Here is a 19784-nt window from a genome sequence, read left to right on the forward strand (position 1 = left end):
GCGCCGGGCTAGCCGAGCAGTGCGGCATTCTCAAGGGCGCCGTGGGCCGACGCCGCCGGCAGCCACACCGTGAAGACGCTGCCCTGGCCAGGCGCGCTCTCCACCTCCATCACGCCGCCGGCCCGCTCCACCAGGGTGTAGCTGATGGAAAGACCGAGCCCGGTGCCGCCCTCGCCCTTGGTGGTGAAGAAGGGATCGAACACCCGGGCGAGCTGCGCCGGGGCGATGCCGACCCCGGTATCGCGCACCGCCACCGCCACCCCGGCCTGCCCGCCGCGCGCGCCGTCACGGACGGTGAGGGTGAGCGTGCCGCCGGCCGGCATGGCATGGATGGCGTTGACCATCAGGTTGATCAGCACCTGCTGCAGCTCCACCCGGTTCATCAGCACCATGCCCGTGGCCTGCTCGTGCCGCACCACCTCGATCTCCGAGCGGGCCAGAAGGTGCTGCACCAGCAGCAGGCAGTCGCCCACCACATCCACCGGGCTCACCGGCTCGCGGGCGCCGGCGAACTCGTCCGGACGCGCGAACTGCAGCAACTTGGACACGATGATGTTGATGCGGTGCACCTGCTGGTCGATGAGGGCGAACTCGCCTTTCACCGGGCCCGCAGCGCCGCCCAGAAGCTCCCGCGCCACGTCCAGATTGCCCTGGATCACCGCCACCGGATTGTTGATCTCATGGGCGATGCCGGCGGTGATCTCACCGATGGCGGCGAGCTTGCCACTCATCACCAATTGCCGCTGGGCGGCGGCCAGCTCCGCATTGGCGGCCTCCAGCTCGCGGGTGCGGGCGGCCACCCGGGCATCCAATTCCTCCGCCCATTGGCGCAGCTGGGCATCGCGCTGCTGCAGCAGGTCGAGCATGGCGTCGAGATGGTGGGCGAGGCGACCGATCTCGTCGGCCGGGCCGGTAAGGCCGGTGCGGGCATCGAGGGCGCCGGCCTCCACCTTGGAGATGGTGGCGTTCATCGCCTCCAGCGGCCGGAAGATGCCGGCGGCCCAGCGCAGCAGAATGGGAATGGTGACCAGCGCCACCAGCAGAAAGCCCACCCCCACCGAGGCCAGGATGGCCCGTTTCAAGGCCAGGAACGGAGCCTCCAGGAAGCCCACATAGAGCATGCCCACCCGCTGGCCGGCGGAATTGAGGATGGGTTCATAGGCCGAGATGTACCAGTCGTTCACCACGAAGGCGCGGTCGAGCCACACTCGCCCCTCGCCCAGCACCGCCGCGCGCACCTCCCGCGACACCCGGGTGCCCAGCGCCCGCTGGCCCTCGAACAGGCGCACATTGGTGGAAATGCGCACATCATCGAGGAACAGCGTGGCGGTGCCCTCGCTGCCCTCCGGCAAAGCGCCGCGGCCATAGACCAGATCGTTGATGGTGTCGATGAAATCGAGATTGCCATTGAGCAGCACCCCGCCCACCAGCACCCCGCGATGGTCGCCGGCCAGCAGCACCGGCGCCGCCGACTGCACCACCATGCCGCGCACCTCCTCGGTGCGGGTGGTGGGCACGGCGCCGGGGGTGGGCACCAGTTCCACCCGCGCCCGCTCGGCCAGCGCCGGCGAGAGCCGCGCCAGGGTGGCGGCACCGAACACGTCGATGCCGGAACCGGCCTTGCCATCCAGCGCCCGCAGCACCACCGAGGACTGGGTGACGGCGGTGCCATCCGGCCGCGCCCCCGGCGGCGCGGCGGCCACCAGCGCATCGCGGGCATCGAGCACGTAGAGGAAATCGAGGCCGAGGGCAGCGCGGCGGGTATTGAGGAAGGTGGCGAGCGCCGCCGGATCGCCGGCCTGCGCCACCTTCTCGAACGCCACCGAATCCCCCAGCGCATGCAGCGTCTCGTCGGAACGCTCCATCAGCCGGTCGAGATACTGGCGGGCGATGGTGAGATCGCCCTGCACCTTGGAAATGAGCAGCCGGTCAAACTGCCGGGTCCACCAGCCCACCGCCACCAGCAGCACCACCGGCAGAATGATGAGCATGGGTAAAAGCGCGATGGCCAAGAGCCGCGCCCGCACGGTGCCAACGCGCCCGTATCCCAACCGCCCGTATCCCAAACGCCCGTGGCTCACTCGCCAGTTCCCCAATCGCCCGCGGCCAAGGGCGGGCCGCGCCCCATCGGCGGGAGCCCCTTCAGCCATGCCAGGCCTTCAGCTTGCGATCCAGCGTCTTGCGCGACACGCCGAGCCGGCGCGACGCCTCGGCGCGATTGCCCCCGGCCTCCGCCAGCACCTTGAGCATGTGGTGTTTTTCCACCGCCTCCATGGCCTGGGAATAGGCCTCCTCGTCGTCGGCGCCATCGAGGGGCACCACATCGCGCGGGAAATCGCCGAGGATCAGCGCCCGCTCGATCACATTACGCAGTTCCCGCACGTTGCCCGGCCAGGGATAGCGGGCGAGCTGGCGCAGCACCGCCTCGGTGAGCTCCAGCGGCGGCACCCCCAGCTGGGCGCTGAGCTCGTCCATGAACAGGCGCGCCAGCGGCGCCACGTCGGCCGCCCGCTCGCGCAGCGGCGCCAGGTGAATGTTCACCACGTTGAGCCGGTAATAGAGGTCCTGCCGGAACCGGCCGGCCTCCACCATCTCCTTGAGGTCGCAATTGGTGGCCGCCACTAGGCGCACGTCCACCGGTACCTCCCGTTCGGCCCCCACCGGGCGCACCTTCTTATCCTCGATCACCCGCAGGAGCTTGGCCTGCAGGCCGAGCGGCAGCTCCCCCACCTCGTCGAGAAACAAGGTGCCGCCCTGGGCATAAAAGAACAGCCCCTCGCGAGAGGAGGCGGCACCGGTGAACGCCCCCTTGAGGTGACCGAACAATTCGCTCTCGATGATGTCCGCCGGAATGGCGGCGCAGTTCAGCGGCACGAACGGCTTGTCGGCCCGGGGCGAGGAGGTGTGCAGGGCGCGGGCGGTCACCTCCTTGCCGGTGCCGCTCTCGCCGGTGACCAGCACCGTGGTAGGCATGGGCGCCACCCGCGCCACCATGGTGCGCACCGCGTGGATGGACAGGGAATCCCCCACCAGGGTGGACGGGCCGGCGCTGGCGCCCGGGGTCCGCAGGGCCCGGCGCAGCACGAAGTTCTCGCGGCTCAGCCGGGCCCGCTCCAGGCAGCGGGCCATGGCGTTGAGAATCTGGTTGGAGCGGAACGGCTTCAGCACGAAATCGGCGGCCCCGGCGCGCAGCGCCTCGATGGCGGTTTCGAGATCGGCGAAGGCGGTGATGAGGATCACCTCGCGGAAGAAGCCGGTGGCCCGCAGCTCCTTCAGCCAGTCGAGGCCGGAGCGGCCAGCCATGATGTTATCGAGAATGATGAGGTCGAACGGCGTCGCCTCCAGCAGCCGGGCGGCGGTGGCCACATCGGCCGCCTCCGCCACATGGCGGCAGCGCGGCGCCAGCATGCGGGTGAGGAAGTTGCGCATGCCCGGCTCGTCATCCACCACCAGCACGGCCGATTCCGCCAGGTGCGGGCTGAAGGTGACGTCGGAAGCGGGGTCCGCCGGAAGGGCGCGGGTCATGGTCATCAGATGCGTGCCGCAGTTGCTGGGCGCTCGCCCCTGGCGACACGACCCCACCTCGAAGCCCGGCGCCCGGCACCGGTCTTCCTCCTCGATGGCGGCGACACGTCTTCTGTCACGGGCTGCCCGCGCGGCGCGGCTCGTCATCAGCCCTATCAATCGCTCAAATTGATCCAGCGATCAAATACGCAGCACGAGGCCCCCTCTCCACCCCCGCGGGGGAGAGGGGGTTCTGCAATCCGGCCGGACCCCTGACGCCCGGCCGGGTGCCCGCGATCAGTGGAACAGGACCACCGCCTTCTGCAGGGTGATCCAGATGCCCCACACCAGGGGGATACCCACCGCCAGCCAGGCCAGCGCGACCAGCGCCACGGGGGTCGAGCCGGTGGCCACCGGGGTGCTGGAACGCACGGCGGACGTGGTGCCGTCCTTCGCCTCCTCCTCGAAGTCCTCGAAGTCGGCGTGGGTCTCCTCCTCGGCCTTCTGGACGGCGAGCTTGCCCGCCTTCTTGAGCTCCTCGTCGGTCATGTAGAGCTTCTCGGCGACCGGCCTGACCAGGAGGTTGCAGATGAAGCCCAGCACCAACAGACCGGCCAGGATGTACATGGTCTGGTCATAGGCGGCGAACCGCGGAATGCCGGCGGCGATCTGGTATTCGCGCAGATAGTTCACCAGCACCGGCCCCAGCACGCCGGCGGTGGCCCAGGCGGTGAGCAGCCGGCCGTGGATGGCCCCCACCATATGGGTCCCGAAAATGTCGGCGAGATAAGCGGGAATAGTGGCGAAGCCGCCGCCATACATGGACAGGATGATGCAGAACGCCAGCACGAACAGCACCACCGACCCCATGTGGGCGGTGGTGGGCACCAGGGCATACAGGCCAAAGCCCAGCACGAAGAAGACCGCATAGGTCATCTTCCGCCCCAGCTTGTCGGAGAAGGAGGCCCAGCCGAACCGGCCGCCGATGTTGCACAAGGACAGCAGGCCGGTGAAGCCGGCGGCGATTGCGGCGATCTGCGCCTTCTGGCCCGCATCCAGCTGGGAGAAGGTGAGGTCGAGGCCGATGAGCCGGCCGCCGAACACTTCCTGCAGCATGGGCGAGGCCATGCCGATGACGCCGATGCCGGCCGACACGTTGAGGCACAGCACTGCCCACAGCAGCCAGAACTGCGGGGTCTTCCACGCCACGTCCAGATGCACATGGCGATGGGTGACCATGGCGTTGGCGCTGGCGGCGGGGGGGGTCCAGCCGGCCGGCTTCCAGCCTTCGCGCGGCACCCGGTAGCCCAGCGCGCCAGCCACCATGAACACGAAATAGATGGCCGCCATGGCGAGGAAGGTCTGCGCCACGCCCACCGAGGTGGGGCTGGCGAAATGCTGCATCAGGATGTTGGCCAGCGGCGCGCCGATCATGGCACCACCGCCGAAGCCCATGATGGCCATGCCGGTGGCCATGCCGCGCTTGTCGGGGAACCATTTGATGAGGGTGGACACCGGCGAGATATAGCCGAGACCGAGGCCGATGCCGCCGATGACGCCGGAGCCGAGCCACAGCATCCAGATCTGGTGCAAATAGACGCCGATGGCCGAAATCACCAGGCCGCCGCACCAGCAGAAGGCGGAGACGAGGCCGGCCTTGCGCGGCCCGGCATGCTCCAGCCAGCCGCCCCACACCGCCGCCGAAGAGCCCAGCAGCACGAAGAACAAGGTGTACATCCAGCCGAGCTGGGAGATCTGCCAATCACAGGAGGTGGCGAACAGGCCCGCGATGAAGCCCATGTCGGCCGGGCAGGCCACCGGCGCGGTGATGCCGACGGCGCGCGACAGCGGCAGCCAGAACACGCTGAAGCCATAGGCCATGCCGATGCACAGGTGGATGGCGAGGGCCGCCGGCGGGACCAGCCAGCGATTGAAGCCGGCGCCGGCGATGGTGCGTTCCCGGCTGAGGAACGGGGGTGGGGCAAGGGTGGTGACGGACATCTTTCCTCCTGGCGGCTTCTTGCTTGGGCCTGGATCTTGATCCCGCGCACGTCCGGCGCAGGTGGTCTCGCCTAGCAAGCCGGGGGCCAGCACCGATCTGCCCGCAGAATTGTGGAATTTGAGGCCTCCACGCAGCCGCGCGCCGCCAGCGACGACGGCAGGGTGGACATTTTGTCCCATCGGCGACGGAAGCGGCGCCCCGCCCGGGGCAAAATGACGAGACGCTCAGCCGAGCTCCAGGCTGGTGATGCCGAAGATTTCGGCCAGGGGCAAAGCCGGCGCCGGGCCTTGATACATGCGCGCCGTCTCGAACACCGGCGCCAGCCCGGCGGTCTGCGCCAGGGCGGCCGCCGCGCCATTGGGCTCGGGCACGTCGAGGAAAACGGCCTCTCCGGTCCGCCCGGCCACGAGCGCGCGGAACAGAGCTTCCGCACACGCCGGGTCATCGGCGAACAGCGGCCCGATCCTGTAGCCGGTCCGGCACGCCCGGATCACCCCATAGCCCTTCACCGTTCCATCCTCCACCAGGGCCAGCGCGCTGCCATGGGTCGGCACCAGCCAGGAGGCCAGGAAGCGGGGCCGCTGAAAGCCGAAATGGCGCGCGTCATAGTCCATCACCGCGGCCCGCACCGCCATGTCCACGGGCACGATGCGGGGGTCGACGGCACCGACGGCAGGGGCTGGCCCTCCATATCGGTTGTTGCGATGGGCGAGGACAAAGCCGGAGGTCGCATAATTGGCCTGCTGCGCCACCACCCCATCAAGGCCCATGCTGCGACCGGACAGGCCGGCAAGGGCCGCCTGCCACAGCTTGAGCCCCAGCCCACGCCCCCGCAGATCCGGCCGGCAGATGTAGAAGCCGACGAAAGCGAAGCCGCCGTCATAGCGCACGGTGGACAGGCTGACCGCCAGCGCCCCCTCGACAAACAGGCCCCAGAACCCTTGTGGGTCCTGGGCGTGGAAGATGGGGGCATCGGCGAGGCCCGGGTTCCAGCCCTCGGTGGCCGCCCATTCCACGACCGTGTCCAGCTCGGGGGCGGACAACAGACCGATACGAAGATCCTCAGCCATCACGCGCCTCCTCCGGCTCCGCCGCCCACATGACCACGCAATTGCGCCCGCCCGCCTTGGCGGCATAGAGGCCGCGATCGGCCCGTTCGATGACGGCCGCAATGGTCCGGTCGTCCGCCGCGAGGGCGGCACAGCCGATGCTACAGCGCACCTCCAGCGCCATTTCTCCCACGGTGACCGGCACACCGGCCACGGCCTCCAGCAGGTTCTCGGCCACCAGACGCGCCCCGGCCGCGCCGGTGTTGGGCAGCAGTACGGCGAATTCCTCGCCCCCCATGCGGGCCACCAGATCGCGCGCCCGCAGCGCCGCCCGGCAGCGGCCGGCCACCTCGCGCAGCACCGCATCGCCGGCGGCGTGGCCATGGCTGTCGTTGATGCCCTTGAAGTGATCGAGGTCCATCATCAGCACCGACAGATCGGAGCTGGTGGCAACGGCGATCCGGAAGGCGCGGTCCGCCTCCTCGAAGAAGCGGCGGCGGTTGCACAGGCCGGTGAGCTCGTCGGTCACCGCCAGGTGACGCAGCTCCCGCTCCAGCCGTCGCGGCTCGGAGACATCCCAGAAGACCACCACATAGGTGTCACCCACGAAGCGGAAGCGGAACAGGATGGTGCGGGTTTGGCCATCACGGCACAGCACCTCCCATTCCGCATCCTGGACCGTGCGCGGATCGGCACGCACCGCATCCATGCAGGACCGCCACTCGCGGATCACCTCGGCCCGGATCGCATCGTCGGGAAAGGCCCGCTCCCACCAGCCGTCGAAATCACCATAGGCCGGCGTCTGATCGCCCGCGCCGAGGCCGAAGAGCTGATCCGACTGGGCATTGAAGAACAGCTCCCGCATGTTGACATCGTAGATCTCGACACCGACCGGCAGGGAGCGGACGATGTCTTCCAGCTTGGCGCCGAAATCGTCGACCGCAGGCAGCGGCCGCCCGCGCCGCGCCGCCGCGCTCTCCCGGTGATCCCGCAGGGTAACCACCGTGCCGTCCCCTTCCGGCAGCCGCGCGACCTTGAAACCAAAGGTGGCGAGGCCGAAGGGCGTGCGGCAATAGAGCACCATCTCTTCGGTATCGAGACGCGGGCCCGCCAGCAGGCCATGCAGACGACCGGCGGCATAGGCGCCGAACAGGTCCGCAAGATCACGCCCGTCGAGCTGATCACCCACCAGGCTCACTGCCGACGCGTTGGCCCTGATGACCCTGCGCCCCTCGCCCTCCACCACCAGCACGGGGGCGTGGACGAGATCGAGCCACGCGAAGCGACCAGCATCCTGCACTGCGAGAACCTCACGCGAGACAGTCGTCGACGGAGCCCGCTCCCGCCTCAAACGGGCCTGCCCCTTGAAGTTACTTTGGACATGGCGCGCGCACACCCGAAATCTCAGACGTCACCGCACGGACACGGCCACCACGCCGGATCCCCCATCGCGTGCCGGACCTGAACACCACTCCCGGCCAGACATGGCCCTGCGTTACGGCGACCGAAGTGACCATATCACGCAGATATACAACCTCAAGATGTACCCATTGTCAGGCCAGGGCCTTCAGGAAGCCTTCGAGGTCATCGGTCACATGGTCCACATGCGGCGCCTCACGCCCCTCCAGCTCCCAACTCTCGCGGCCGGCGCCGGAATGGCCGGGGGTGACCACCAGCACGGTGGCCATGCCGAGCCGGGCAGGCACTTCCAGATTGCGCGCCAGATCCTCGAACATCACCGCCCGGGTGGGCACCACCCCATGCGCGGCAAGGAACCGCTGATAGGCCTCCGCGGTGGGCTTGGGGTGGAAATCGGCGGCGACGATGTCATGAATGGCGTCGAACTGGCCGGCGATGCCCAGCCGTTCCAGCACATTGCGCGCGTGGCGCTCTGAACCGTTGGTATAAACCATCTTGCGTCCCGGCAGAGCGGCGATGGCCGCACCCAGGGCCGGTTCCGGCGCCAGGCCCGACAGGTCGATGTCGTGCACATGGGCGAGGAAGGCGGCGGGATCGATCTTGTGCTCGATCATCAGCCCGCGCAGGGAGGTGCCGTAGCGCCGGTAATACTCCTTCTGGAGCTTGAAGGCGTCGTCGGGCGTCATGTCCAGATGCTGCGCAATATAGGATTTCATGCGCGCATCGATCTGCGGCCACAGATCGTGGTCGGCGGGATAAAGGGTGTTGTCGAGATCGAACACCCAGGTGTCGATGCCGGCAAAGCGGGGCGAAGAAACGGGAAGCGACATGCAGCTCTCGATGGGCGCGCCCAGGCGGCGCGCCGGGTGATGGAGCGCCCGCGCAGTGGCCGGGCTCCGAAGTCAGAAGGGTCCGCGCGCGGAGATGGCGCCCAGGGCGGCCTCCAGCTCCGCGATCCGCGCGGTATAGGCGGTCTGCACGCAGGCCGCATCCGTGCCGCACAAGGCACGCCGCGACAGCCACGCGCGCTGGGCATCGACCATATCGCCGCGCTGGCCCATGGCGACCAGCTGGGTGAGCACCCCATAAAGGGTCGCCATCTTCACATCCAGCTGCTGCAGGTCGCAGCTGGCGCAGATGGTCTTCTCATCCGCCGCTTTCGCCGCCGCGCAGGAGAAGCTGGCGCCCTGCGCGACGGCGCCGGTGGCCAGAAGAACGGCGATTGCGACGCCGGCGAGCCGGAACAGTGACGCGCCCATATGATCCTCCTTTCCTGCGCGCCGATGGCCGGCGCGGATCTAAGGGACGGCGGCGTAGCGGGCGAAGCCCTCGGCCCTGAGCCGGCAGGCCGGGCATTCGCCACAGCCATAGCCCCAGGCATGGCGAGCCCCCCGCGTTCCCAGGTAACAGGTGTGGGTCTGCTCCAGAATCAGCTCCACCAGCTCGCGCCCGCCGAGCCGCTCCGCCAGCCGCCAGGTCTCCGCCTTGTCGATCCACATCAAGGGGGTGTGCAGCACGAAACGGCTGTCCATGCCGAGGTTCAGGGCCACCTGCATGGCCTTGACCGTATCGTCGCGGCAATCGGGATAGCCCGAGAAATCCGTCTCGCACATGCCGCCGACCATATGGCGCAGGCCACGCCGGTAGGCGAGCGCCGCCGCGAAGGTGAGGAAGATGAGGTTGCGGCCCGGCACGAAGGTGTTGGGCAGGCCCCCCTGCTCCATCTCGATGGAGACGGCGCGGGTCAGCGCGGTATCGGAGATCTGGCCGAGGGCGTCGAGGTCGAGCAGATGGTCCGGCCCCAGCCGCTCCGCCCATTGCGGCCGCAGCCCGGCGATGCCCGCGCGCACACCCGGCCGGCAATCGAGCTCGATGCGGTGCCGCTGGCCATAGGAAAAGCCGAGGGTCTCCACCCGCTCGAAGCGGTCAAGGGCATAGGCGAGGCAGGTGGTGGAGTCCTGCCCGCCGGAAAACAGCACCAGGGCACCTTCGCGGGCACCCGCGTCAGCGGTGGTCATGGGAGCCTTTCAATGACGAACGGGCCGCAGTGCCCGCTCCGTTCGTTCCGCGCAAATGGCGCTCAATTGCAGTGCGCTCACTCCCCGGGAGCCTTGGCCTCGATGGCCAGGGCGTGCAGCCCCTTGGCGATTTCACCCTGCAGCAGGGCATTCACCATGCGGTGGCGCTCCAGCCGGCTCTTGCCCGCGAAATCGGTGGCCACCACCCGCACGCGCAGATGGGTGATGCCCCCGTCATCGCGATGGGCCCCCTTGTGATCATGCATCACGCCGGCATGGCCGGCATGCTTGTGGCTTTCGTCCTCCAGATCGAGGGCCAGGGGACGAAGGCCGGCTTCGAGGCTGTCACGAATGGCGGAAAGTGAGGCATTGGACATGATGAAAACCGTGCTCTGAAAAGAGAAGCGTCACCGTGCAGGCCGCGCGCCATGGCCAGCTCACCAGAACAAGCTCAACCATGGCACCTGCCGGACCCTGCCATTATATAAGCGTTATTCCGGCGCGCCTATCCTGCCCCCTGCGGTGCGGAACGGCTGTCTGCCGGGGGGGGGGCCGTCGCGTTTCCGGTGCCGTACCTGCGGTATCGGGAGCCCTCGTCGCGTCGCCGCGTATCTGTGCCGTATCCTTGCCGCGCTGCCGCACGGCGCTCATAATTGCCCTGTCATGAAGCTCAACTCTCCGCTCTTCGACCGCATCCGCGTGAAGCCCGCCGCCACCCGCGCGCGCGAGCCGGAACAGACCTGCTGCCAGTGGCCGGGCTGCGGAGCGCCGGCGACTCACCGCGCGCCGAAGGGGCGTCAGCAGGAAGGGCAATACTGGCATTACTGCCTCGACCACGTGAAGCAGTACAACCAGTCGTACAACTATTTCGCGGGCATGACCGACGATGCGGTGTACGCCTATCAGAAGGATGCGCTGACCGGCCACCGCCCCACCTGGCGCATGGGCAGCAAGGGGGCCGGTGGCGCCGCGGCCGGCGACGAGGGGGCCACCCCGCGCGGCGATTTCCATGAGGGCGTGGGCGATCCGTTCGGCTTCGGCGCCGAGATGGGCCGCACCTTCCGGCCCGAGCGCGAGGAGGCCGAGGGCCGCGTGGTGCGCACCACCGAGCGCCGGGCGCTGGAGGTGATGGGCCTCGAAATGTCCGCCGGCGCGGACGAGATCAAGGCCCGCTACAAGGAGCTGGTGAAGAAGCACCACCCCGATGCCAATGGCGGTGACCGTTCCTCCGAGGACCGGCTGCGCAGCGTCATCCAGGCCTATACCAACCTCAAGCAGGCGGGATTTTGTTGACCTTCCGCCGGCATTGAGCCCACCAAGGGGCGTTTGATTTTTCTTGTGGCCGCGGCTTTGCTTGGGCGAATCCAGCGGCGAACCATTCAGGCACGAAGGGCGCGGGATGCGCCCACGGAGGAGTTATGAGCGGCACCGAAACCCTTGCCCCCACCCCGGACATGAAAGTCTCGGTGCGCCAGACCTTCGGCATCGACATCGACATGGAAGTACCGGCCTATTCCGAGCCCAACGAGCACGTGCCCGATCTCGACCCGGACTATCTGTTCGATCGCCCCACCACCCTCGCCATCCTGGCCGGCTTCGCCCACAACCGGCGGGTGATGGTCACCGGCTATCACGGCACCGGCAAGTCCACCCATGTGGAGCAGGTGGCGGCCCGCCTCAACTGGCCGTGCGTGCGCATCAACCTCGACAGCCACATCTCCCGCATCGACCTGATCGGCAAGGACGCCATCGTGGTGAAGGACGGGCTGCAGGTGACCGAGTTCCGCGACGGCATCCTGCCCTGGGCCTACCAGAACAACATCGCTCTGGTGTTCGACGAATATGACGCCGGCCGGCCGGACGTGATGTTCGTGATCCAGCGCGTGCTGGAATCCTCCGGCCGCCTCACCTTGCTCGACCAGAGCCGGGTCATCCGCCCCCACCCCGCCTTCCGGCTGTTCGCCACCGCCAACACCATCGGCCTCGGCGACACCACCGGCCTTTATCACGGCACCCAGCAGATCAACCAGGCGCAGATGGACCGCTGGTCCATCGTCACCACCCTGAACTACCTGGCCCATGACCACGAGGTGGCCATCGTGCTGGCCAAGGCCAAGCACTTCCAGACCGCCGAGGGCCGCGACACGGTCAACCGCATGGTGCGGCTCGCCGATCTCACCCGCCAGGCGTTCATCAACGGGGACCTCTCCACGGTGATGAGCCCTCGCACGGTCATCACCTGGGCCGAGAATGCGGACATCTTCAAGGATCTCGCCTTCGCGCTCCGGGTCACCTTCCTCAACAAGTGCGATGAGCTGGAGCGGCCGCTGGTGGCCGAGTTCTACCAGCGCTGCTTTGGTCAGGAACTGCTGGAAAGCACCGTCAACGTCGCTCTGTCCTGAGGGCGTTCCGGCGGCCGCCGCGGGTGGCCGCCTCCTTGTCCGCGGTGCCGGCCGTCCCGGCACCGTTCCTCGCGTCGCTTTGAGAGACCGGCACCATGGCCCCCACCAACCGCACGCCTGGAAAGGCGCCCCAGGAAGCGCCCGTCGAGCCGTTCAAGCGCGCGATCACCGGATGCTTCAAGGCCATCGCCGGGGTAGGCGAGTTCGAGGTGACCTTCACCGCCGAGCGCCCGTCCCTCGGTCCCGACAGGGTGCGCCTGCCGGAGCCGCCGCGGCGCTTCACCGTCCATGACGCCGCCGTCGTGCGCGGCCAGGCGGATTCCATGGCGCTGCGCCTTGCCTGTCACGACGCGGCGGTGCATCGCAAGATGCTGCCCACCGGCGACACCGCCCGCGCCATCTTCGAGGCCGTGGAGCAGGCGCGGGTGGAAGCGCTGGGCTCCAACCGCATGCCGGGCACCAAGACCAACATCTCCGCCATGCTGGCGGACCGCTACCACAAGGCCAATTACGCCGATATCACCGATCGCGCCCAGGCTCCCATCGAGGAGGCCATCGCGCTGATGGTGCGCGAGCGCCTGACCGGCGAGGCCCCGCCCCGCGAAGCGCGCAACCTGGTGGATGTCTGGCGATCCCATATCGAGGATCGGGCCGGTGATGATCTCGCCCGCCTGCTCGCCTCCATCGACAACCAGAAGCATTTTGGCGAGATCGCGCGCCACATCCTCTCGTCCCTCGACATGGGAGAGGATGCCGACTTCGACGCCGACACCGAGAGTGAGGACAACGAGAGCGACGGCGGCCCCGAAGAGGAAGCCGGCGAAGAGGGCGAATCCAAGCAGGACCAGAGCCAGCAGGGCAGCACCGAGGCCGACGCCCAGCTCTCGGAGGAAGAACTGCCGCTCGGCGAGGTGGATGCCGAGGCCGCCCCGCCCGACGACATGCCCGAGGGCACCGAGCCCGGTGATAGCGAGGAGGCGGCCGAACCCTGGCAGCCCCGGCCGCCGGCCACCCACGACAATCGCGGACCGGAATACCACGCCTTCACCACCAAGTTCGATGAGGAGGTGGCGGCCGAGGATCTGTGCGACCCGGAAGAGCTGACCCGCCTGCGGGCCTATCTGGACAAGCAGATCTCCCATCTGCAGGGGGTGGTGGCGCGGCTCGCCAACCGGCTGCAACGGCGGCTTCTGGCGCAGCAGAACCGGGCCTGGGAATTCGACCTGGAAGAAGGCGTGCTCGATCCCGCCCGCCTCTCCCGCGTGGTCACCGACCCCACCGCCGCTTTGTCGTTCAAGCGCGAGCGCGACACCGATTTCCGCGACACGGTGGTGACGCTGCTCATCGACAATTCCGGCTCCATGCGCGGGCGGCCCATCACGGTGGCCGCCACCTGCGCCGACATCCTGGCGCGGACGCTGGAGCGCTGCGGCGTGAAAGTGGAGGTGCTGGGCTTCACCACCCGCGCCTGGAAGGGCGGCCAATCCCGCGAGGCGTGGCTGGCCGCCGGCAAGCCGGCCCATCCCGGCCGGCTGAATGATCTGCGGCACATCATCTACAAGGCCGCCGACGCCCCCTGGCGGCGGGCCCGGCGCAATCTGGGCCTGATGATGCGCGAAGGCCTGCTGAAGGAGAATATCGACGGCGAGGCCCTCGACTGGGCCCACCAGCGCCTGCTGGTCCGCCCCGAGGCGCGGCGCATCCTGATGATGATCTCCGACGGCGCGCCGGTGGATGATTCCACTCTCTCGGTCAATGCCGGCAACTATCTGGAGCGGCACCTGCGCCACATCATCTCCGAGATCGAGACCCATTCCCCGGTGGAGCTGATCGCCATCGGCATCGGCCATGACGTCACCCGCTACTATCGCCGCGCGGTGACCATCGTCGACGCCGAGGAGCTGGGCGGTGTGATGACCGAGAAGCTGGCCGAGCTGTTCGAGGAGAAGGCCGCTCCCGCGCAGCCGGGCCGGCGGATGCATTGACCCGGCGCGACGCCCCTCGCCCCTCATTCCGACGGCTCATCAGCCTCATCGCCGCCGGAGTGCTGACGCTGGCGGTCGGCGCCGGGGTGGTGATCGAGACCGCGATCTCGAAGCCCACCACGCTGCCGGAGCGGCCCGAGCCGCTCACCGTCACCGCCAGCCCCATCACCCGCTTCAAGCTCGATGACGAGCGCACCCGTTTCGGCGCGCTCGCCTTTCGCGGCGGGCTGGTGCTGCACTCGACCTATCCCGCGTTCGGCGGCATTTCCGGCTTCCATCTTACTGCCGACAACCGCTTCCTGGCGGTCACCGATGCCGGCGTGTTCCTCTCCGGCCGGCTCGATGTCGACGGCGATCGCCCCACCGGCCTCTCCGATGTCACCGCCGCCGCCCTCCAGGATGACGCCGGCCGCCTGCAGGCCCAGCGCGGCCGTGGCGATTCCGAATCCCTCGCGGTGGCCCCGGATGCGGTCTATGTGGGCATGGAGACCATCAACGAGGTGTGGCGCTATCCGCGCGATCCCCTCAGTGCCCACGGCACGCGGGTGCAGGCGCCCGCGGCGGTGCGCCGGCTGCGCACCAATGTGGGCCTGGAAAGCCTCGCCTATGTCCCCGCCGGCCCGCTCAAGGGTGCGCTCATCGGTATCGGCGAGGAGGGGTTCGAGAAGGGCGGCGACCTGCCCGGCTTCATCATCGGCGGGCCGCAGCCCGGCGCCTTCACCATCACCAAGAGCGGGCCGTTTAACGCCACCGACATGGCGGTGGCGCCCGATGGCAGCTTCTATCTGCTGGAACGGCACTTCTCCATCACCACCGGGGTGCTGATGCAGATCCGCCGGTTTGCGCTGAAGGATGTGACGCCCGGCGCGGTGCTCACCGGCACCGTGCTCGGCACCTTCGACGGCGGTTATGACATCGACAACATGGAAGGCCTCGCCGCCACCACCAACGCCGCCGGCGAGACCCTGCTGACACTGGTGTCCGACGACAATTTCAGCCCCCTGCAACGCACCATCCTGCTGCGCTTCGCGGTGCTGCCGGACTGAGGACATGTCCCGATCCGGGACGCCCCGCAGACCGCATCGGGGGTGAACGGGAACAAAACGGGCGCGAATCGCGAGACATCGGCGGATCGCGCTTCGTTCCCTCCGGGTTGCAGCGGCACGACGCCCATGTCCTTATGCGCGGGCCGGCCCAGGCCGGCTGCGGGGGTCACGGGCAGCGGCCGAAGAACCGGCCGCAGGACTCATGTCAAGAGACGGACCAAAGGATAAGACCATGCTCGTCGTCGGCCCGAACCTCTTTGTGATCGTGCTTCTGGTGCTGGCCATCGCCATCGTCTTCGCCGGGGTGAAGACGGTGCCGCAGGGCTACGAATATACCGTCGAGCGCTTCCGCCGCTACACCAAGACCCTCTATCCCGGCCTCAACCTCATCGTTCCGTTCATCGACCGCATCGGCAACAAGGTGAACGTGATGGAGCAGGTGCTGGACGTGCCCACCCAGGAGGTCATCACCAAGGACAATGCCACGGTCTCGGTGGATGGGGTGGCCTTCTTCCAGGTGTTCGACGCGGCCAAGGCCTCCTATGAGGTGGCCCGGCTCGACACCGCCATCCTGGCCTTGACCATGACCAATATCCGCACGGTGATGGGTGGCATGGACCTCGACCAGCTTTTGTCCCACCGCGACGAGATCAACGTGCGGCTGCTGGCGGTGGTGGATGCCGCCGCCTCACCCTGGGGCATCAAGATCAACCGCATCGAGATCAAGGACATCGTGCCCCCCACCGATCTGGTGAATGCCATGGCGCGGCAGATGAAGGCGGAACGCGAGAAGCGCGCCGCCATCCTGGAGGCGGAGGGCCTCCGGCAATCGGAGATCCTCAAGGCGGAAGGCCAGAAGCAGGGCCAGATCCTGCAGGCGGAAGGCCGCCGCGAAGCCGCCTTCCGCGACGCCGAGGCGCGTGAGCGCCTGGCCGAGGCCGATGCCCGCGCCACCGAGATGCTCTCCGCCGCCGTGGCGAGCGGCGATCCGGCGGCGCTCAACTATTATATCGCCGAGAAATACGTGAAGGCGTTCGAGACCCTGGGCGCCGCCCCCAACCAGAAAGTGGTGTTGATGCCTTATGAAGGCACGGCGCTCCTCTCCTCCCTCGCCGGCATCGGCGAGCTGACCCGCAGCGCCTTCGGCGGCGAGCCGCCGCGCCCTACCGGCAACCGCCGCGCCACCGGCCCCCTCACGCCGCCGGCCGCGTGATGGGCCCTCTCTCCGATCTCGGGCCCTGGGCCTGGTTCGTGCTGGGCGGGGTGCTGCTGGTGGCGGAGATCGCCGCCCCCGGCACCTTCCTGGTCTGGCTGGGCCTCGCCGCCCTCCTCACCGGCGCTCTCACCTATCTGGTGGACCTGGCGTGGCAGAGCCCGGTGCTCGCCTTCTCCTGGCAGGCCCAGGTGCTGGTCTTCGCCGCCTTGGCGGTGGTGGCGGTGCTGGTGGGCCGCAAGGTCTCCCCCAGCCCCGACAAGGCCTCTGACCGGCCATTCCTGAACCGCCGGGCAGACGGCTACGTGGGCCGGGTGTTCACTTTGGACGAGCCCATCATCAGCGGCATCGGCCGGGTGCGCATCGACGACACCGTCTGGCGCGTCACCGGCCCCGACACCGCCGCCGGCCACGACGTGAAAGTGGTGGCCGCCGACGGCGCGGTGCTGAAGGTGGAGGCGGTCTAGGCTTCCCCCATCGCCGCCCTCACCAGTTCCTCTTCGGCTTCGGCAAGCAGGGCGTCCTCGGCGTCGCCGCCCACGCCTTCGCGGCCGATTTCCAGCAGCACCGGCACCGACAAAGGCGAGACGCGGTCCAGCGGCTGGTGGACGATGTGGCCCTTGATGCGGGCCAGCATCTCGGCGAGGCGCTTCACGTCGAGGAGCCCGGTGGCGGCATCGGCCCGCGCCGCGCGCAGCAGCAGATGATCGGGCTGGTGGCGGCGCAGGACGTCGTAGACGAGGTCGGTGGACATGGTGACCTGCCGGGCATTCTTCTCCTTGCCGGGAAAGCGCCGCTCGATCAGCCCGGCGATGACCGCGCAATAGCGGAAGGTGCGCTTCATCAGGCTGCTCTCGTCGAGCCAGGCTTCCAGATCATCCCCCAGCATGTCCTCGTCGAACAGCTCCGCCAGCGAAAGCCGCCCCTGGCGCAAGGCGAGGCCCATGTCGCCCACCCCATAGATGCCGAGGGCATAATCGTTGGCAGTGAAGCCCAAAGGCCGCAGCCGGGCCCGCTCCAGACGCCGGGTCAACAGCATGCCGAGGGTCTGGTGGGCGAGGCGGCCCTCGAACGGATAGGTCACGAGATAATGCCGCCCGCCCCGCTCGAAGGTCTCCACCAGGAGATCGTCGCGGCCCGGCAGGCGGGAGCGCAGGCGCTGCAGCTCCAGCCATTCGCGCACCGGCGCCGGCAGATCCCCCCACCGCTGCGGGCTCGCCAGCAGCGCCCGCACCCCGGCGGCGAGGAAGGTGGAGAGGGGAAACTTGCCGCCCGCATAGGCCGGCACCTTGGGCTCGGTGGCACTGGCGCGGGCCACATAGGCCTCGTCCTCCACCATGGCCTCGTAGCGCAGGATTTCGCCGGCGAACACGAAGGTGTCGCCCGGCGTCAGGGTCTCGATGAAATATTCCTCCACCTCCCCCAACACCCGGCCGCCCCAGCGCACTCGCCCGGCCACCCCGCTCTTGGCGGCGCCGCGGGCCGAGACCAGGCGGATCTTGATCATCGGGCTTTCGACGATGGTACCCACATTCAGCCGGTAGGCCTGGGCAATCATGGGGTTGGCCACCCGCCACAGGCCATCCTTGGTGCGGCGGATCTTGGCGAAGCGCTCGTAGGCGCGCAGGGCGTAGCCGCCGGTGGCGACGAAATCGAGCACCGCATCGAAATCCGCCCGCGACAGGTCGCGATAGGGGGCGGCGCTCACCACCTCGGCGAACAGAGCGTCGGCATCGAACGGCGCCGCGCAGGCCATGCCAAGCACGTGCTGGGCTAGCACGTCGAGAGCGCCCACCCGCTCCGGTGGGGTATCCTGGGCGCCCGCCCGCACCGCCTCCAGCGCCGCCCGGCATTCCAGCACCTCGAACCGGTTGGCCGGCACCAGCACCGCGCGGGAGGGCTCATCCAGCCGATGATTGGCGCGGCCGATGCGCTGGAGCAGGCGCGAGGACCCCTTGGGCGCGCCCACATTAATGACGAGATCCACATCGCCCCAGTCGATGCCGAGATCAAGGGAGGAGGTGGCCACCACCGCCTTCAGCCGGCCCGCCGCCATGGCCGCCTCCACCTTGCGGCGCTGGTCCACCGCCAGTGAGCCGTGGTGCAAAGCGATGGGCAGATTGTCGTCGTTGATGCGCCACAGCTCCTGGAACAGGAATTCCGCCTGCCGCCGCGTGTTCACGAACACCAACGAGAGGCCGCTCGCCTTGATGGCCGCATAGATGTCCGGCACCGCATGGTCGGCCATGTGGCTGGCCCAGGGAATGGGGCCGTCGGCTTCCAGCAGGGCCACGTCCGGCGCGGCGCCGCCCTTGGCCACCACCAGCTCGGCCAAAGGCACATCGGCCCTTTGGGGCACCAGATAGCGGCGCAGATCATCGGGTTCCGCCACGGTGGCGGAGAGGCCGACGCATTGCAGCCCCGGCGCGATGGCCCGCAGCCGCGCGAGGGCCAGAGCCAGAAGATCGCCGCGCTTGGAGGTGACGAGGGCGTGGAGCTCGTCCAGCACCACCCGCTTGAGGCCGGCGAACAGGGTTTCCGCATCCTTCGAGGCCAGCAGCAGCGAGATCTGCTCCGGCGTGGTGAGCAGGATGTCCGGGGGATCATGCCGCTGGCGCTGGCGGCGCGATGCTGGCGTATCACCGGTGCGGGTCTCCACCCGGATCGGCAGGCCCATCTCCGCGATGGGGGTTTCGAGATTGCGGGCGATGTCCACCGCCAGCGCCTTCAGCGGCGAGATATAAAGCGTGTGCAGCGGCGAGACCGAGGCGGCGCTGGCCCAGCGGGCGAACGGAACGGCGGCGCCATCGGCGGGAGGCGGCGCCTCATCCCCGGATCGGCGCGCCGCGCGGGCGGCACGGCCTTCGCGCCCATCGGCCAGCTCCAGCAGAGTGGGCAGGAAGCCGGCCAGGGTCTTGCCGGCGCCGGTGGGGGCGATCAGCAGCACCGAGCGACCGGCCCGCGCCGCCGCCACCAGATCGAGCTGATGCACGCGGGGCGCCCAGCCGCGCGCCTCGAACCAGCGCCGGAAGGGTTCGGGAAGGGCGCGCACGCCCGCTCGTTTCGCCTGTGCCACCCGGGAAAGATAGGGGCGACGGGCCGCTTCCGCGAGGCGGACCCATGGCCTTAATCCGGCGTCAACCGTC

General features: G+C 68.7%; 16 protein-coding genes. 6 read left to right on the forward strand and 10 right to left on the reverse strand.

All coding sequences use genetic code 11. The features are described from left to right. Window positions 1-8: 8 nt before the first annotated feature. The 9 genes from MEU52_RS18665 to MEU52_RS18705 form a co-directional block, all read right to left on the reverse strand. Window positions 9-1991, reverse strand: a complete 1983-nt coding sequence (locus MEU52_RS18665; protein WP_238123588.1) for a cache domain-containing protein — start codon at window positions 1989-1991, stop codon at window positions 9-11. A gap of 151 nt (window positions 1992-2142) precedes the next feature. Then, on the reverse strand, window positions 2143-3525 hold the full coding sequence (locus tag MEU52_RS18670) for a sigma-54-dependent transcriptional regulator (RefSeq protein ID WP_238123479.1): 1383 nt from the start codon (window positions 3523-3525) through the stop codon (window positions 2143-2145). A 276-nt stretch (window positions 3526-3801) separates the two neighbouring features. Next, entirely contained in the window at window positions 3802-5505 is a 1704-nt protein-coding gene (locus tag MEU52_RS18675; RefSeq protein WP_238123480.1) for an OFA family MFS transporter, read from the reverse strand. A gap of 225 nt (window positions 5506-5730) precedes the next feature. Next, complete coding sequence (locus MEU52_RS18680) at window positions 5731-6576, reverse strand: GNAT family N-acetyltransferase (RefSeq protein WP_238123481.1); 846 nt, start codon at window positions 6574-6576, stop codon at window positions 5731-5733. Continuing rightward, window positions 6569-7855: a GGDEF domain-containing protein gene (locus MEU52_RS21990; protein ID WP_238123482.1), complete on the reverse strand. Its 1287-nt coding sequence runs from the start codon at window positions 7853-7855 to the stop codon at window positions 6569-6571. Before MEU52_RS21990 ends, MEU52_RS18680 begins: the two co-directional genes overlap by 8 nt. A 253-nt stretch (window positions 7856-8108) precedes the next feature. Beyond that, entirely contained in the window at window positions 8109-8804 is a 696-nt protein-coding gene (locus tag MEU52_RS18690; RefSeq protein WP_238123483.1) for a pyrimidine 5'-nucleotidase, read from the reverse strand. A gap of 72 nt (window positions 8805-8876) precedes the next feature. Further along, a complete protein-coding gene (locus MEU52_RS18695) occupies window positions 8877-9233 on the reverse strand; it encodes a lysozyme inhibitor LprI family protein (protein WP_238123484.1) in 357 nt (118 codons plus the stop codon). 39 nt (window positions 9234-9272) lie between these two features. Next, a complete protein-coding gene (gene queC, locus MEU52_RS18700; RefSeq protein ID WP_238123485.1) occupies window positions 9273-9992 on the reverse strand; it encodes a 7-cyano-7-deazaguanine synthase QueC in 720 nt (239 codons plus the stop codon). 77 nt (window positions 9993-10069) lie between these two features. Next, window positions 10070-10369: a BolA family protein gene (locus MEU52_RS18705; RefSeq protein ID WP_238123486.1), complete on the reverse strand. Its 300-nt coding sequence runs from the start codon at window positions 10367-10369 to the stop codon at window positions 10070-10072. A gap of 286 nt (window positions 10370-10655) precedes the next feature. Here MEU52_RS18705 and MEU52_RS18710 point away from each other — a divergent pair, with 286 nt between their 5' ends. The 6 genes from MEU52_RS18710 to MEU52_RS18735 all read left to right on the forward strand — a co-directional run bounded on the left by MEU52_RS18710 (window position 10656) and on the right by MEU52_RS18735 (window position 17105). After that, window positions 10656-11285 carry a J domain-containing protein gene (locus tag MEU52_RS18710; protein WP_238123487.1) on the forward strand — a complete coding sequence of 210 codons (630 nt, stop codon included), beginning with the start codon at window positions 10656-10658 and terminating at the stop codon, window positions 11283-11285. A 125-nt stretch (window positions 11286-11410) separates the two neighbouring features. Continuing rightward, window positions 11411-12394: a cobaltochelatase subunit CobS gene (gene cobS / locus MEU52_RS18715; RefSeq protein ID WP_238123488.1), complete on the forward strand. Its 984-nt coding sequence runs from the start codon at window positions 11411-11413 to the stop codon at window positions 12392-12394. A gap of 95 nt (window positions 12395-12489) precedes the next feature. Continuing rightward, window positions 12490-14379 carry a cobaltochelatase subunit CobT gene (cobT, locus tag MEU52_RS18720; protein ID WP_238123489.1) on the forward strand — a complete coding sequence of 630 codons (1890 nt, stop codon included), beginning with the start codon at window positions 12490-12492 and terminating at the stop codon, window positions 14377-14379. After that, window positions 14376-15425 (forward strand): esterase-like activity of phytase family protein, encoded by a 1050-nt coding sequence (locus MEU52_RS18725; RefSeq protein WP_238123490.1) that lies wholly within the window; start codon window positions 14376-14378, stop codon window positions 15423-15425. The genes cobT and MEU52_RS18725 overlap by 4 nt, the downstream gene beginning before the upstream one ends. Before the next feature lie 232 nt (window positions 15426-15657). Then, window positions 15658-16638 carry an SPFH domain-containing protein gene (locus MEU52_RS18730; RefSeq protein WP_238123491.1) on the forward strand — a complete coding sequence of 327 codons (981 nt, stop codon included), beginning with the start codon at window positions 15658-15660 and terminating at the stop codon, window positions 16636-16638. After that, entirely contained in the window at window positions 16638-17105 is a 468-nt protein-coding gene (locus MEU52_RS18735) for an NfeD family protein (protein WP_238123492.1), read from the forward strand. The genes MEU52_RS18730 and MEU52_RS18735 overlap by 1 nt, the downstream gene beginning before the upstream one ends. Here the strand turns inward: MEU52_RS18735 and MEU52_RS18740 are convergent. Beyond that, window positions 17102-19690: a ligase-associated DNA damage response DEXH box helicase gene (locus tag MEU52_RS18740; protein WP_238123493.1), complete on the reverse strand. Its 2589-nt coding sequence runs from the start codon at window positions 19688-19690 to the stop codon at window positions 17102-17104. The genes MEU52_RS18735 and MEU52_RS18740 overlap by 4 nt on opposite strands. Window positions 19691-19784: the final 94 nt, after the last annotated feature.

The sequence above is a fragment of the Xanthobacter sp. NM-25 genome (assembly GCF_022138605.1).
In the GTDB taxonomy this organism is placed as follows: domain Bacteria; phylum Pseudomonadota; class Alphaproteobacteria; order Rhizobiales; family Xanthobacteraceae; genus Xanthobacter.